Annotated in this window: 14 protein-coding genes; 11 read left to right on the forward strand and 3 right to left on the reverse strand. The window is 68.4% G+C overall.

Going from position 1 to position 14,250, the window contains the following annotated elements; all coding sequences use genetic code 11:
- Nucleotide 1 precedes the first annotated feature (1 nt).
- The 3 genes from ILT43_RS08310 (at nt 2) to ILT43_RS08320 (ending at nt 3,479) form a co-directional block, all read left to right on the forward strand.
- Entirely contained in the window at nt 2-916 is a 915-nt protein-coding gene (locus ILT43_RS08310; protein WP_204198364.1) for a TSUP family transporter, read from the forward strand.
- 50 nt (nt 917-966) lie between these two features.
- Entirely contained in the window at nt 967-1,686 is a 720-nt protein-coding gene (locus ILT43_RS08315; protein ID WP_239474404.1) for a TIGR02186 family protein, read from the forward strand.
- A 122-nt stretch (nt 1,687-1,808) separates the two neighbouring features.
- Complete coding sequence (locus tag ILT43_RS08320) at nt 1,809-3,479, forward strand: ATP-binding protein (RefSeq protein ID WP_204198393.1); 1,671 nt, start codon at nt 1,809-1,811, stop codon at nt 3,477-3,479.
- A 183-nt stretch (nt 3,480-3,662) separates the two neighbouring features.
- Here the strand turns inward: ILT43_RS08320 and ILT43_RS08325 are convergent, their stop codons facing one another.
- A complete protein-coding gene (locus ILT43_RS08325; RefSeq protein ID WP_204198402.1) occupies nt 3,663-5,135 on the reverse strand; it encodes a peptidoglycan DD-metalloendopeptidase family protein in 1,473 nt (490 codons plus the stop codon).
- Between the two features lie 223 nt (nt 5,136-5,358).
- Here ILT43_RS08325 and ILT43_RS08330 point away from each other — a divergent pair, with 223 nt between their 5' ends.
- The 6 genes from ILT43_RS08330 (at nt 5,359) to ILT43_RS08355 (ending at nt 11,131) form a co-directional block, all read left to right on the forward strand.
- Entirely contained in the window at nt 5,359-7,833 is a 2,475-nt protein-coding gene (locus ILT43_RS08330) for a helicase-related protein (protein ID WP_204198410.1), read from the forward strand.
- A gap of 17 nt (nt 7,834-7,850) precedes the next feature.
- Nucleotides 7,851-8,135, forward strand: coding sequence for an RNA-binding S4 domain-containing protein (locus ILT43_RS08335; protein ID WP_204198413.1), 285 nt, complete (start codon nt 7,851-7,853; stop codon nt 8,133-8,135).
- Nucleotides 8,136-8,232: 97 nt separating this feature from the next.
- Nucleotides 8,233-8,574 carry a ferredoxin FdxA gene (gene fdxA, locus ILT43_RS08340; protein WP_204198416.1) on the forward strand — a complete coding sequence of 114 codons (342 nt, stop codon included), beginning with the start codon at nt 8,233-8,235 and terminating at the stop codon, nt 8,572-8,574.
- Nucleotides 8,575-8,796: 222 nt separating this feature from the next.
- Nucleotides 8,797-9,330: a CarD family transcriptional regulator gene (locus tag ILT43_RS08345; protein WP_055841725.1), complete on the forward strand. Its 534-nt coding sequence runs from the start codon at nt 8,797-8,799 to the stop codon at nt 9,328-9,330.
- Between the two features lie 298 nt (nt 9,331-9,628).
- Nucleotides 9,629-10,387: a head GIN domain-containing protein gene (locus tag ILT43_RS08350; RefSeq protein WP_204198425.1), complete on the forward strand. Its 759-nt coding sequence runs from the start codon at nt 9,629-9,631 to the stop codon at nt 10,385-10,387.
- A 42-nt stretch (nt 10,388-10,429) separates the two neighbouring features.
- Complete coding sequence (locus ILT43_RS08355) at nt 10,430-11,131, forward strand: GIN domain-containing protein (RefSeq protein WP_204198443.1); 702 nt, start codon at nt 10,430-10,432, stop codon at nt 11,129-11,131.
- Between the two features lie 110 nt (nt 11,132-11,241).
- On the opposite strand, the gene ILT43_RS08360 is transcribed toward ILT43_RS08355, so the two are convergent.
- Nucleotides 11,242-11,646 (reverse strand): DUF1489 family protein, encoded by a 405-nt coding sequence (locus ILT43_RS08360; RefSeq protein WP_204198446.1) that lies wholly within the window; start codon nt 11,644-11,646, stop codon nt 11,242-11,244.
- 41 nt (nt 11,647-11,687) lie between these two features.
- Entirely contained in the window at nt 11,688-13,091 is a 1,404-nt protein-coding gene (mgtE, locus tag ILT43_RS08365) for a magnesium transporter (RefSeq protein ID WP_204198457.1), read from the reverse strand.
- A gap of 119 nt (nt 13,092-13,210) precedes the next feature.
- On the opposite strand from mgtE, the gene ILT43_RS08370 reads away from it, so the two are divergent.
- Both ILT43_RS08370 and ILT43_RS08375 read left to right on the forward strand, forming a co-directional pair.
- The gene (locus ILT43_RS08370) at nt 13,211-13,672 is read left to right on the forward strand and encodes a peptidylprolyl isomerase (RefSeq protein ID WP_055842927.1); all 462 of its coding nucleotides are present in this window, start codon (nt 13,211-13,213) and stop codon (nt 13,670-13,672) included.
- A gap of 9 nt (nt 13,673-13,681) precedes the next feature.
- Nucleotides 13,682-14,212: a DUF559 domain-containing protein gene (locus ILT43_RS08375; protein ID WP_204198462.1), complete on the forward strand. Its 531-nt coding sequence runs from the start codon at nt 13,682-13,684 to the stop codon at nt 14,210-14,212.
- Nucleotides 14,213-14,250 lie beyond the last annotated feature (38 nt).

Genomic DNA, 14,250 nt, shown 5'->3' on the forward strand with positions numbered 1-14,250 from the left:
CGTGGACCTGTACCTGCCCGTCGCGAACCTGTCGGTGAATGCCCTCGTGATGATCCTGCTCGGCGGCGGGGTCGGCCTGCTGTCGGGCATGTTCGGTGTCGGTGGCGGCTTCCTGACGACGCCTTTGCTGATCGTCTACGGCATCCCGCCGACGGTGGCCGCCGCCTCGTCCGCCAGCCAGGTGACCGGCGCGAGCGTATCGGGCGTGTTCGCGCACGTCCGCCGCGGCGGCGTCGATTTCAAGATGGGCGGCGTCCTGGTCGGTGGCGGCGTCCTCGGCACGATGGCGGGTGCGTGGCTATTCCGCCGGCTTCAGGAACTTGGACAGATCGATACCGTCATCGGCGTCGTCTACGTCATCATGCTGGGTTCGATCGGCGGCCTGATGGCGAAGGAGTCGCTGGTGTCGATCGGCCTGTCCCGTCGTGGCCAACCGCCGCGCGCCAAGAAGCGCCGCCACCACCCGCTCGTCGCCAGCCTGCCGTTCCGCACGCGCTTCTATGCGTCGGGCCTCTATATCTCTCCGCTCGCGCCGCTGATGCTGGGTTTCATGACCGGGGTGTTGACGATCCTGCTCGGGATCGGCGGCGGCTTCATCCTGGTGCCGGCGATGATTTACGTCATTGGCATGGCGACGGGCGTCGTCGTCGGGACCAGCCTGTTCCAGACGCTGTTCGTCACCGCCGTCGCGACGATGGTCCACGCCACCACGACCAAGGCGGTCGACATCGTCCTCGCCGGCCTGCTGCTGGTCGGATCGGTGACCGGTGCGCAGATCGGTGCGCGGCTGGCGACGAAGGTGAAGCCCGAATATCTCCGGCTTGCGCTCGCGCTGATGGTGCTCGGCGTCGGCATCCGCATCCTGCTCGGGCTGGTCTGGCGGCCGGAGGAGATCTTTTCGGTCACGGTCTCGTGACGCGGCGGGTCGGCACACGAATCGCGCTGCTGCTCGCCGCGCCGCTGGCGATGGGGCAGGCCGCGCCGACGCTCGTTCCCGACGTATCGCAGCGCGATATCGAGATCGTCTACAGCTTCACCGGTGCCGACCTGCTGCTGTTCGGCGCGATCCTCTATCCGGGCGGCCGCATCCCCGATGGCGAGCGCCCCGCGGACATCGTCGTCGTGGTCAAGGGGCCGACCCAATCGGTGCTAATGCGCGAGAAGGAGAAGGTCGCCGGTATCTGGGTCAACGCGCAATCCGCGCGCTACCGCTCCGCACCTAGCTTCTACGCGATCGCCTCGTCGCGACCGATCGGCCAGATCGTCGACGACCGCACCCGCGCGATCTACGAACTCGGGCTCGACAGCCTGCAATTGTCGCCCGTCTCGACCTCTGCGCCCGACGTGCAGGCGCGCTTCACCCGCGGTCTGGTCGACCTGAAGGCGCGCGCCGGCCTGTATGTGGAGGCACCACGGGCGGTCGAGATCAGCGAATCCGTCCTGTACCGCGCCCGCATCACCATTCCCGCCCGCGTGCCCGTGGGGCGGTTCACCGCGGAAACATTCCTGATCCGCGACGGCCGCGTCGTCGCGGCGGCGGTGCGCGACATCGACATCCGCAAATCAGGTTTCGAGCGCTTCGTCGCCCGCGCCGCCGATCGCGACTCGTGGCTCTATGGTATGGTCGCGGTGTCGCTGTCCGTATCGCTCGGCTGGCTCGCCGGCTGGGTCGCGCGGCGGCTCTAAGCGCAACCCGCTCCGCTACCTCCGGCCGAGGGCGACAGTTACCTCGATCCATGTCCGGCATGAACGCGATGGTAACCCGCACGCATGCAGGAACGGCGTGTAAGCAGGGACACCGCCACGATATGACCGATATGCCCGGCCCCGCGGCCTTCGCGCGTTCGACCGAATTCAGCGCAGCCATGACCGCACCCGACGCGGCCCTCGTGCCGATCGGCTGCGTCTTCGCGATCGCCGGCGCCTCCAGTCGCGTGCTGCTCGACCGCGCCTTGCTGGAGACGCTGGCGCTCGATCCCGATCCGATCGCCGCGGCGGCGGGACAGGTCGGCAGCCAGATCAAGATGCGCGTCGGCACTGCGTGGCTGGTCGCCAACGTTCGCGCGCTGAAGCTGGAGGATAACAGCGGCACCTGCATCGCCGCCGACATCGACTTTCTGGGGGAGGGCGACGAGGAGCGCCTGACCGGGAAGCTCTACAATTTTCGCCGCGGCGTGACCCGCTATCCCATGCCCGGTTGCGAGGTGTTCCCCGTCACCGCGGCCGACCTGCGACAGGTCTATGCCGCCGACGATCGCGCCGCGATCTCGGTCGGCACCGTGTACCCGACGCAGGACATTCCGGCGTCGCTCTACATCGATGCGATGCTCGGCAAGCATTTCGCGCTGGTCGGCTCGACCGGCACCGGCAAGTCCACCTCCGCCGCGCTGATCCTCCACCGCATCTGCGCTCTCGCGCCGCAGGGACATATCGTCATGATCGACCCGCACGGCGAATATGCCGCGGCATTCAAGGACAATGGCGCGATCTACGACGTCAACAATCTGGCGATGCCGTACTGGCTGATGAACTTCGAGGAGCATTGCGAGGTCTTCCTGACCACCAGCGGCTCCGATCGCCAGGTGGATGCCGACATCCTCGCCAAATGCCTGCTGATGGCCAAGCAGAAGAACCGCATCGGGCAGGAGATCGCGAAGCTGACCGTCGATGCGCCGATCCCCTATCTGCTGTCCGACCTGACCAACCTCATCGGGCTGGAAATGGGCAAGATGGACCGCGCCGGCGACACCGCGCCGTACCTGCGCCTCAAGTCGAAGATCGACGAGATTCGCGCCGACCCGCGTTACGGTTTCATGTTCAGCGGCATGCTCGTCGCCGACACGATGGCCAACTTCCTCGCCCGGATCTTCCGCATGCCCGGCGACGGCAAGCCGATCTCGATCGTCGACGTATCGGGGGTGCCGTCCGACATCACCTCCGTTGTGGTCGCGGTGCTCAGCCGCATGACGTTCGACTTCGCGATCTGGTCGCGCAACGAACCGCAGCGGCCGATCCTGCTCGTCTGCGAGGAGGCGCACCGCTACATCCCTGCGGGCAACGATCAGACCAACTCGGTCGGTCGCATCCTCGCGCGCATCGCCAAGGAAGGCCGCAAATACGGCGTCAGCCTGGGTCTCATCACGCAGCGTCCGTCCGATCTGGCGGAGGGCGTGCTGTCGCAGTGCGGCACGATCATCGCTATGCGCCTCAACAACGAGCGCGATCAGGCTTTCGTCCGGGCGGCGATGCCGGAGGGCGCGCGCGGGTTCCTCGATTCGATCCCGGCGCTGCGCAACCGAGAATGCATCATCTGCGGCGAAGGTGTCGCGATCCCCATCCGCGTGTCCTTCGACGGGCTGGAGGAACACCGCCGCCCCGCCTCCAGCGACCCGCTGTTCTCGCAACTCTGGCGAAACGTCGGCGGCGAAGACCAGATCATCGCCCGCACCATTCAACGCTGGCGCGCACAGGGGAAGTGAGCCGTTCCCGATCCTCCCCGCCCGCGGGGAGGTGGCACGGCGAAGCCGTGACGGAGGGGCAGCCCAAGGCAAATCGCTTCATGTAATCATCCCCTTGCAGGCGAGGATTGCAGTTGCGCGCGTCAGCAACATTTCCGGCACGCACCACGCGAAGCGCTCAAGCCGATGCCCGCCGAACCCGAGCTACCGCCCCGGCGTCACCGCCAGCAAATTCGCCACGCGCCGCTTGAACGCGCGCAGATTCTCGCCCGCCAGCCGCGCCACGCTCGTGAACGACAGCGCGCGCGGATTGATCGTCTGGCCGTTCCGCCAGACCTCCCAGTGCAGATGCGGTCCCGTCGACATGCCGGTCGACCCGACATAGCCGATCACCTGACCCTGCCGCACACGCGTGCCCGGCCGCACCGCGATCCGGCTCATATGACCATAACCGCTCGCCAGGCCGCCCGCGTGCACCAGCTTCACGAAATTGCCGTAGCCGGAATTACGCCCCGCGAACTGCACGACGCCGTCGACCGCGGCATAGATCGGCGATCCATATGGCGCGGCGATGTCCAGCCCCTTGTGCATCCGCATGAAGCCCAGCAGCGGGTGCATCCGCATCCCGAACCCGGACGTCAGCCGCCCCGCCACCGGCATGCCGGCATAACCGCGCTTCTCCGCCTGACCCGACGCGTCGAACCAGTCGGCGCTTCGCTCGCCACTGGCGGTCCAGCGAACGAGGCGGATCGGCTTGCCCCCGCGGTTCAGCCCGGCGAACATCAGGTCGCCCAGCCGCGTCTCGCCGGTGGCGGCGCGTTCACGCTCGACGACCATGTCGAAACTGTCGGCCGCGCGCACGTCGCGACCGATCGACACGCGCGTCGCCATCGCCTTGATATACGTCTCAACCGCCTTGGCCGGGATGCCCGCCGCCCGTGCCGAGCGGTACAGGCTCTGCCCGACCAGCCCCTGTACGCGCAGCGGCGTCGAATCCACCGCGATCGGCGTCCGGTTCAGGATCAGGCTCGATCCCGCCCGCGCCAGCGTCAGGGACAGGTCGAAACGGGCGCGGAAGGTCAGCGTCTCCAGCGGTCGTGCCACCGTCCGGCTCGGCCGCCGGCCCAGCGTCAGCGCCAGCCGCGTGCCTGAAGGAATGTCGCTCAAGGAGGTCGCGCCCGCGACCAGCCGCGCCGCCTCCTTCGCTTCGCCGCGACCGACCCCCGCGCGCACCAGCGCCCGGTCCAGCGCATCGCCATCGCCGAGCGTTGTTGTCAGCTCCACCGTCGGTCTCTCCGGCGCCTGCGCCAGCGGCGCGACGAGGTCGCTTGCCGCCATGCGCTTGCCGGTATCGGCACCCCATGCCAGCGGGGCGATGCCCTGCGCGCGCGCCTCGTCCCACTGCTCGCCCTGGATCGGCGCGGGCACCGCGCCGATCAGCGGCCGGTCGAACCCCGGCGACAGCGCCCAGGTCGCGGCGCACAGGGCCGTGCAGGTCGCGACGCCGCGCCACCAGTCGCGCGTGCCGATCTGCGCGCCCAGATCGGGCACCCAGTCGATCGCGGCGACCCGGTGTCGCCAATCCTGCTGAACGGGAACCGTGAAGCTGCGCGGCGACAGGCCCCGCGCACTCGTGCCGCCGGCGAGTTCCAGACCATGATCGCTGCGAAGGAACACCGGCGACGCTCTCGGTTACTCGCCGATACCCCCCGGCGCTGGGAGGATTCGTTGTGGCTCGAACATCCTAAAGTCAAATTAACCGCGCCGCACGAGGGCGTTTGCTGCGACGAGTTGGCACTGGAATGCGACGGAACGCAGGAACGGATTGGTGGCGCAGTATCGCGCCACATCCGCAACCAAATCATTGCGAAAGCGGCGCTGCGGCCCGATGTTGCATGGCATGGCCGCCCCGGTTCAGAACGTCACCGCCGTGCTCGGCCCGACCAATACGGGCAAGACGCACCTCGCGATCGAACGCATGTGCGCGCACTCCAGCGGCATCATCGGCTTTCCGCTGCGGCTGCTGGCGCGCGAGGTCTATGACCGGGTCGTTGCGCTGAAAGGCGCGCATCAGGTCGCGCTCGTCACCGGCGAGGAAAAGATCGTGCCCCCGGGCGCGCGCTGGTTCCTGTGTACCGCGGAGTCCATGCCGTCGCACGACGCCGCCTTCGTCGCGCTGGACGAGGCGCAACTCGGCGCCGATCCCGAACGCGGCCACGTCTTCACCGACCGCCTTCTGCATATGCGGGGGCGGGAGGAAACGATGATCCTCGGCTCGGAAGCGCTGCGGCCGATGGTCCGCGCGCTGGTGCCCGACGCGGAGATCGTCGCCCGTCCGCGCTTCTCGACGCTCAGCTATGCCGGCGCGAAGAAGATCAGTCGGCTCCCCAAACGCTCCGCCATCGTCGCGTTCAGCGCCGAGGAGGTTTACGCTGTCGCGGAGATGCTGCGCCGCCTGCGCGGCGGGGCGGCGGTGGTGATGGGCGCGCTCAGCCCCCGCACCCGCAACGCACAGGTCGCGATGTTCCAGGCGGGGGAGGTCGATTACCTCGTCGCCACGGACGCGATCGGCATGGGCCTGAACATGGACGTGGCGCACGTCGCCTTCGCCTCGCTCAACAAGTTCGACGGCCGTCGCCAGCGCCGCCTGACCGTCGCCGAAATGGCGCAGATCGCCGGGCGCGCCGGCCGTCACCAGCGCGACGGTACGTTCGGTGCGGTGACGGAGGAGGGGCCGGGGGCTTTCCTGCCGGAGGAAATTCTCGCGATCGAGGAACATCGCTTTCCGCGGCTGGAGGAACTCTACTGGCGCGCGGGGCAGCCCGACCTCTCCTCGATCGACGCGCTGGTCGCCGATCTCGAACGCCGCCCGCCGCCCGGCACGCCGCTGCGCGCCGCGCCGCAGGCGATGGATCTGGCGGTGCTCAAGCGGCTGGCGGAGGAGGGCTGGGTGCGCAACCGCGTCCGCACCCCGTCGATGGTCAAGCGGCTGTGGGCGGCGTGCGGCGTGCCCGATTTCCGCAAGGTCGGCCTCGATCCACACGCCCGCTTCGTCTCGCGGCTGTTCGGCCACCTCAGCGAAGGGCGCGGCATCATCCCGCATCAATGGTTCGCGGACGAAATCCAGCGGCTCGACACGATCGCCGGCGACGTCGAGACGCTGGCCGGCCGGCTCGCCGCGGTCCGTACCTGGGCCTATATCGCGCAGCGTCCCGACTGGCTCGCCGATCCCGCCGAGTGGGCGGACCGCACCCGCGCGATCGAGGAGCGGTTGTCGGACGGCCTCCACGCCGGCCTGACGCAACGCTTCGTCGACAAGCGGACGACCGCGCTCATCCGCCGCATCGGCGCGGACACCGGCGCGCTGCCCGTGACGATCGGCGCGGAGGGCGAAGTCACGGTGGAGGATCACCCGATCGGCCGCCTCGACGGTTTTCGCTTCGTGGTCGAACCCGGTGCCCGCGGTGGCGATCGGCGGATGCTGCTCGCGGCGGCGGAAAAGCGTCTCGTTCCCGAACGCGCCCGCCGTGCGCAGGCATTGGCCGACGCCGCGGACGTCCAATTCGCGCTGGACGATGCGGCGATCCGCTGGAACGGCACCGCTGTCGCATCGCTGTGCGCGGGCGTGTCGCTGGCCCGCCCGCGGCTGGTGCTCGACCGCGACCTCGACGTGCTCGATCGCGCCGGCCGCGACCGCGTGTCCGCACGGCTGGAAAAATGGCTTGCCACGTCGCTGCACAAGCGCGCGCCCGCACTCGCCGCGCTTGATGCGATTGCCCGTGACCCAGCCGCCGGCCCGGCCCTGCGCACCGTCGCCGCCGCGCTCGAAGCGGCGGGCGGGCTGACCCAGCGCCTGCCGCTTCGTGGCCCGCTGGAGGCGTTGACGCAGGAGGACCGCCGGCGGCTGCGGGTCGCCGGCGTCACGCTCGGCGCGCTCGACCTGTTCGACCCGCGCCTTCTGAAGCCGGAGCCGGCGCGCTGGCGAAGCGTGCTGCTCGGCCTGCGCGACGTCGCGCCGCCGGAACCGCCGGTCGGTGCTACCGTCCTGCCGCGCGGCCACGCCGCCGCGACGCTCGCCGCCGGCTTCCGGCCGCTCGGCGTGCAGGCCGTCCGCGTTGACCTCGTCGAACGCATCGCCCGCGCCGCACACGATGCGCGACAGGGGCGCAAACCCTTCGCCCCCGATCCCGCGCTCGCCACGTCGATGGGGCTGGAGCCGGCCACGTTCGAACGGCTGATGGCCGAACTCGGATTTCGTCCGGCGGGCGGGGAGGGTGGCTGGGTCTGGCGTGGTCGCCCGCCGGCCCGCCCGACCACGCCGACCCCGTCCAGTGCCAATGCATTCGCCAGCCTTGCGGAGATGTTCGCCCGGTGATTCCATCCGTCGACTCCATGCGGCTCGATCGGTTTCTCTGGTGGGCGCGCCTTGCGAAGACGCGCAGCGCGGCGCAGGCGCTGGCCGGCACCGGCCATCTCCGCCTCGACGGTCGCCCGATCGACCGCGCGCACGCTGCGGTGCGGGTCGGCGCCATCCTGACCTTCGCGCAGGGGGCGCGCGTTCGCGTCGTGCGGGTGGAGGCGCTGCCCGCCCGGCGTGGCCCGCCGGCGGAGGCACGCGGCTGCTATGCCGATCTCGTGACGGGTGATAACGTGTCGCAGGACGCCGACGGCGATTGACGCACGCCACGCTTGCGGCCTAGTCGCCGCGCGATGATCGCCGGCCTGTCGATGGCCGTATGAAGCTTGCCGGCATGGGCCGGTTCGGGAGTACGCAATGACCTACGTCGTCACCGACGCCTGCATCCGTTGCAAGTACATGGACTGCGTCGAGGTGTGTCCGGTGGATTGTTTTTATGAAGGCGAGAACATGCTCGTCATCAATCCGTCCGAATGCATCGATTGCGGCGTCTGCGAACCCGAATGCCCGGCCGAGGCGATCCTGCCGGACACCGAGAACGGCCAGGAAAAGTGGCTGGAACTGAACGCCACCTTCTCCGCGCAATGGCCCAACGTCACCCGCAAGATGGACCAGACCCCGCCGGACGCCGACGCGATGAAGGGCGTCGAGGGCAAGTACGACAGTTTCTTCAGCCCGGAACCCGGCGCGGGCGACTGACGGCAGGGCGACCGCTGGCTGCTATGGGAGGCGGCGTGACGGACCGATCGGGATGGAATGGTGGCGTCGTGCGGCGGTGCGACACGAAGCTGGCAATTTTGTTGCAAAGCTGCTAGATACTGTTGCGACGGGCGCGATCGGCGTTGCCCGGATCCCCAACACGCGCCCCGTCGCCGGCCTTCGCGCCAGCGGGTCGGGCGCGGGTCCGATGAAAGGCCCCACATGGCTGCCAAGGCGCTGTTTTTCGACGTCGGCGATTATGTTGTCTATCCCAAGCACGGCGTAGGCCGCGTGATCGAGCTGCAGAAGCAGGAGATCGCCGGGACCAGCCTCGAACTCTACGTCCTGCGGTTCGAGAAGGAGCGCATGACGCTCCGCGTTCCGACCAACAAGGCCGAGAGCGTCGGCATGCGCAAGCTGTCGTCCGACAAGACGATGCGCGAGGCGATGGACACGCTGAAGGGCAAGCCCAAGGTCAAGCGCACCATGTGGTCGCGCCGCGCGCAGGAGTACGAGGCGAAGATCAACTCCGGCGACCTCGTGTCGATCGCCGAAGTGGTCCGCGACCTGTTCCGCGCCGACGACCAGCCCGAGCAGAGCTATTCCGAACGTCAGATCTTCGAGGCCGCGACCAGCCGTCTGGCCCGTGAACTCGCCGCGATGGAAGAACTCGACGAGCCCAAGGCGCAGGAGAAGATCCTCGAGATCCTCCGCGCCGCCGCCGCGATCTACAACAAGGACAAGCCCGCCGCCTGATCGGCGTGGAGCCTCGGTCTACAGGAAGGGCGGTCCGGCGACGGGCCGCCCTTCGTCGTTCAGAGCTTAATGTCATGAGGTTGATCCCGGCCTTCCGTTCGCCCTGAGCTTGTCGAAGGGCATGAGCCTCACCGGTGCTTCGACAGGCTCAGCACGAACGGTTCAAGCTGATGACGGCGGTACCCCCGGATCCGTCCTCCCGGCGGCAGTCCGAGTCCCCGACGACGGCAAACCGCCAGCCCCTTGCATCGCCCTTCCCAGCGTGTATTATCTAAGCAACACACAAGGGAAACACATCATGAAGCTCGGCACCAGAACGCTCCTCGCCCCCGTCGCGCTTGCGCTGCTGGCGATGCCCGTCGCCGCCTGCTCCTTCAACTGGTCGTCCGACGACGAGCCGGACGGCAGCGCGGGCGTTGCGGCGACCGGCTCGGGCGGCACCCGCAGCTATGCCGTGACCGACTTCGACAGCGTCGGCCTGGCGGCGGGTGGCGACGTGGAGGTCCGCGTCGGCCCCGCCTTCTCCGTCACCGCCACCGGCGACCCGGCCACGCTCGACAAGATCAGGGTCGAGCGGAAGGGCAGCTCGCTCAGCCTCGGCTGGAAGCGCGGGATCAACTGGAATGGCACCGGCAAGGTCCGCTACCTCGTGACGATGCCGCGCATCACCGGCGCTGACATCGGCGGCTCCGGCACGATCACTGTCGACAAGGCGGAGGGTGACAAGTTCGAGGGCAATATCGGCGGCTCCGGCAAGCTCGATATCCGCGGCATGAAGGTCGACAAGGCCGAGTTCGCGATCGGGGGATCGGGCGACATCGCCGCCGCCGGCACCGCCCGCTCGCTTGAAATCTCGGTCGGCGGCTCCGGCAACGTCCGCGCGCAACCGCTCCGCACCGAAACGGCGGAGATCAACATCGCCGGCGCCGGCGACGTGCAGGCGACTGCCACCCGCACGGCGGAAATCAACATTCTCGGTTCCGGCGACGTCACCATCACCGGCGGCGCGAAGTGCGAAGTCAGCAAGATGGGCAGCGGCAAGGTGCATTGCGGCTGATCCCGGCTTGATCGAAGGGCGGGGATCGTCGAGCGTAGCGTGATGCGCCCGCTCCCCGCCATTCTCCTGTCAGCAATTGCCCTGTCGGCCGGCCCTGCATCGGCCGCGGACCGCACCGTCGGCATCGGCAGCTTCGAACGATTGCGCGTAGAAGGACCGTTCGACACGACCGTCACCACCGGGTCGCCCGCCGTCCGCATCGCCGGCGACTTGGACGCGGTCCAGGCGATCGACGTCCGGCTCGACGGCACCACGCTGACGATCCGCCGCCGCCCCGGTGTGTTGGGCGACGCGCAGCGCCGATCGACCGCCCCGATCCGGCTGACGCTCTCGACGCCGTCGCTCGCCTCGGCGCAGTCGATCGCAGGGGCGCGGCTGACCATCGCGCGGCTGCGCGGACCAAGGATCGACCTCGTCGTCTCCGGCTCGGGCGCGATCGCGGTGACAGCCGTCGACGGCGTGGAACTATCGGCGGTGCTCGCCGGCGCCGGCCGCATCGCGCTCGCCGGTCGCGTCGGCAAGGCCCGGCTGACGAAGAACGGGGAGGGGGCGCTCGACGCCTCGGCGCTCGACGCGGGCGAACTGCTGGTCGCCGCAGACGGCATCGGCGACCTCTCCGCCCGCGCCCGCTACACCGCGCAGGTGTCAAACGCCGGCACCGGACAGGTCACCATCACCGGCACCCCCCACTGCGTGATCCGCCCCGCCAACGGCGGCCCCGTCGCCTGCGGGAAAGCGCGTTAAGCTGCCATCCACTCCGTTCGTGCTGAGCGCAGTCGAAGCACATGCCCAGCAACATGGCCCTCGATGTCGCTCAGGCCGAGCGATGGGCGGGAGCGCAGAGCCAAACCCGGTCAGATCAAACCCAACTCCGCCAGCTTCCCGATCAACTCCGCCGGCATCGCCTCCACACCCATCCCGTCGCCACCCAGATCGACGGGCGCATCCGCCGCCTCCAGATAGCGCCAGCCCTGATGCGCCCGCTTGGGCCGCGCCTGCACCAGCACCAGTGGCGGCGCGAGGAATATGGCGACGCGACCCCCCTCCGCCTCACCGAACCCGGTGATCGCGGACCGTGCGACCAGTTGGTGCTTCAAGATCCAGAACAGCGACCCCGCACCCGCCACCTCCTCGTGCCGCTTGGGCAGATAGCGTGTCGTCAGGAACAGCTGCCCCTCCGCCGCGCGCAGGGCGAGACGTTCGGAAAGATGCTCGACGCTGGCCGCGCCGAACGCCACTTTGGTCAAATGAAGCGCCATCGGAGGCTGCCATGTGGGTCACACTCGCAGGCGCCGCAAGCCTATCCGTGCAGGCCCCACAAGGTCGCAAGGCCCAGAAACGCAAAGAAACCCATCGTGTCCGTCAACGTCGTCACGAACACTGCGGACGACACCGCCGGATCGACGTTGAAGCGGTCGAGCGTCACTGGCACCAGCACCCCGCCCAGACCCGCGGTCAGGTTGTTGATGACCATCGCCGACCCAATGACCAGCGCCAGATCGCCGCGCCCGAAGATCAGGAACGTGCCGACCCCGATCAACAGCCCCAGCATCGCACCATTCGCCGCCGCGATGCGCAGTTCGCGCAGCACCATCCATCGGGTATTCGAATTCGTCAGCTGATTGGTCGCGATCGCGCGCACCACCACGGCCAGCGTTTGCGTGCCCGCATTGCCGCCCATCCCCGACACGATCGGCATCAGCACCGCGAGCAGCGCAAAGGTCGCGATCGTGCCCTCGAACAGCTTCACCACGCTGGCGGCGAACATCGCCGTCGCCAGGTTCACGACCAGCCATGTCAGCCGCGTCTTCACCGTCAGCCGGATCGGTTCGTTGATGTCGCCGTCGCCCGCACCCGACAGGCGCAGCACGTCCTCGCCCGCTTCCTGCTGGATGATGTGAACGACGTCGTCGACGGTGATCATACCGACCAGCCGCCCCGACCCGTCGGTGACCGCGGCGGAGATCAGCGCATATTTCTGGAACCGGAGCGCGACCTCTTCCTGATCCATGTCGACCGGGATCAGCGTCTGCTCGCGGCTCATCACGTCGCCCACCGGCACCCAGTGCGGCGTGCGCAAAATCCACGACAGCGCGCACGTGCCGATCGGGCGATGCCCCGGATCGACGACGAACACTTCCCAGAAATCGGTGGTCAGGTCCTCCTGCTTGCGCAGATAGGTGATGACGTCGCCGACGGTCCAATGCTCCGGCACCGCGACCAGATCGCGCTGCATCAGGCGACCGGCGGATTCCTCCGGATAGGACAGCGCCTCCTCGATCGCGGCGCGATCGTCCGGTTCCATCGCGCGGAGCACTGCGCGCTGCCCGTCCTCGTCCATGTCCTCGATGATCGCGACGGCGTCGTCGGTATCGAGTTCGGACGCGATATCCGCGACCTCGTGCGGCTCCAGCGCATCGATCAGGTCCTCGCGGACGTAATCGTTCATCTCCGCGAACACGTCCGCGTCGAGCAGGTCGGTGACCGCGCGGGCGAGGGCGGTACGGTCCTCCTGCGGCGTCAGTTCGAACAGGTCGGCGATATCGGCCGGGTGCAGCGGCTCGACCAGCGTGCGCGCTTCCTCGTCGTCGCCCGCCTCGACCGCGTCGAGCACCGCCCTGACGAATGCGGGCCGCAGCCGGTCGTCCTCGTCCAGCTCGTCCAGTTCTTCGGTCGGCGCTTCGGGAAGCTCGTTTTCGCTCATCGCCGGCTCCCTCTTGGCATGGTCTGATCGCGGCGCCTGCTCCCTATCGCGGCGCAGCGCGATTTGCCAGCGGCGCACTCCCTCCCTATCTGCCGCTCGACCAATCTGGAGTGGACGACATGACCGATACCCCGACTGCGGAGACGCTGACCCTGACGCTGGAGGGCGGCGACGTCACGATCAAGCTGCGTCCCGACCTCGCGCCCGAGCACGTCAAGCGCATCACCGAGCTGGCGAACGACGGCTTCTACGACGGCGTCGTGTTCCACCGCGTCATCCCGGGCTTCATGGCGCAGGGCGGCGATCCGACCGGCACCGGCATGCACGGCTCCGACAAGCCCAACCTGAAGGCGGAGTTCAACAAGGAACCGCACGTCCGCGGCATCTGCTCGATGGCGCGCACCAACGATCCCAATACGGCGAACAGCCAGTTCTTCATCGTCTTCGACGACGCCCGCTTCCTCGACGGCCAGTACACCGTCTGGGGTCAGGTTACCGACGGCATGGAACTGATCGACGCGCTGCCCAAGGGCGAACCCCCCCGCCAGCCCGGCAAGATCGTCAAGGCGCGCGTGGCGTAACTTTCGAAAATGTCCGCACCCTCTTCCCCTCCCTGCAAGGGAGGGGAAGAGGGTGGGAAGACGCCCGCAAAACGCGCTGTAGTCTGCGACCAAGATGCAGCGCTTCCCGCCCGAACTTACGCGCAACGCCCGCGATCTCAGAACCGACCAACCCCGGCAGAACGGCGCCTCTGGCAAGCCCTCCGGTCCCACCATCCACGCTTCACGCGACAGTTGGTAGTAGACCGCTTCATCATCGACATAGTCTGCCGCAGTCTGAAACTCGGCATCGAACTCGACGGCGGGCACCACGGCTTGCAGATCGAACGAGACGAAGCCCGCGCCGCCTATCTGGCCGCGAAAGGCTGGACGATCCTCCGCTTCTGGAACACCGACGTCCTGCACAACCTCGACGGCGTCGTCTCCACCATCTCACAAACGGTACAGTGTACCGCAACCCACCCCCAACCCCTCCCTTGCAGGGAGGGGAGCAGGAGAATTTCAACTTCTGAGGAGTGGACTGCTCGTTTCCCCTCCCTGAAAGGGAGGGCCCGGGGGTAGGTCGACGCCCGCGAAACGGCTCGGAGCTGCCCAGCCCC

This window comes from Sphingomonas longa (genome assembly GCF_016892685.1).
Classification (GTDB): Bacteria; Pseudomonadota; Alphaproteobacteria; order Sphingomonadales; family Sphingomonadaceae; genus Sphingomonas; species Sphingomonas longa.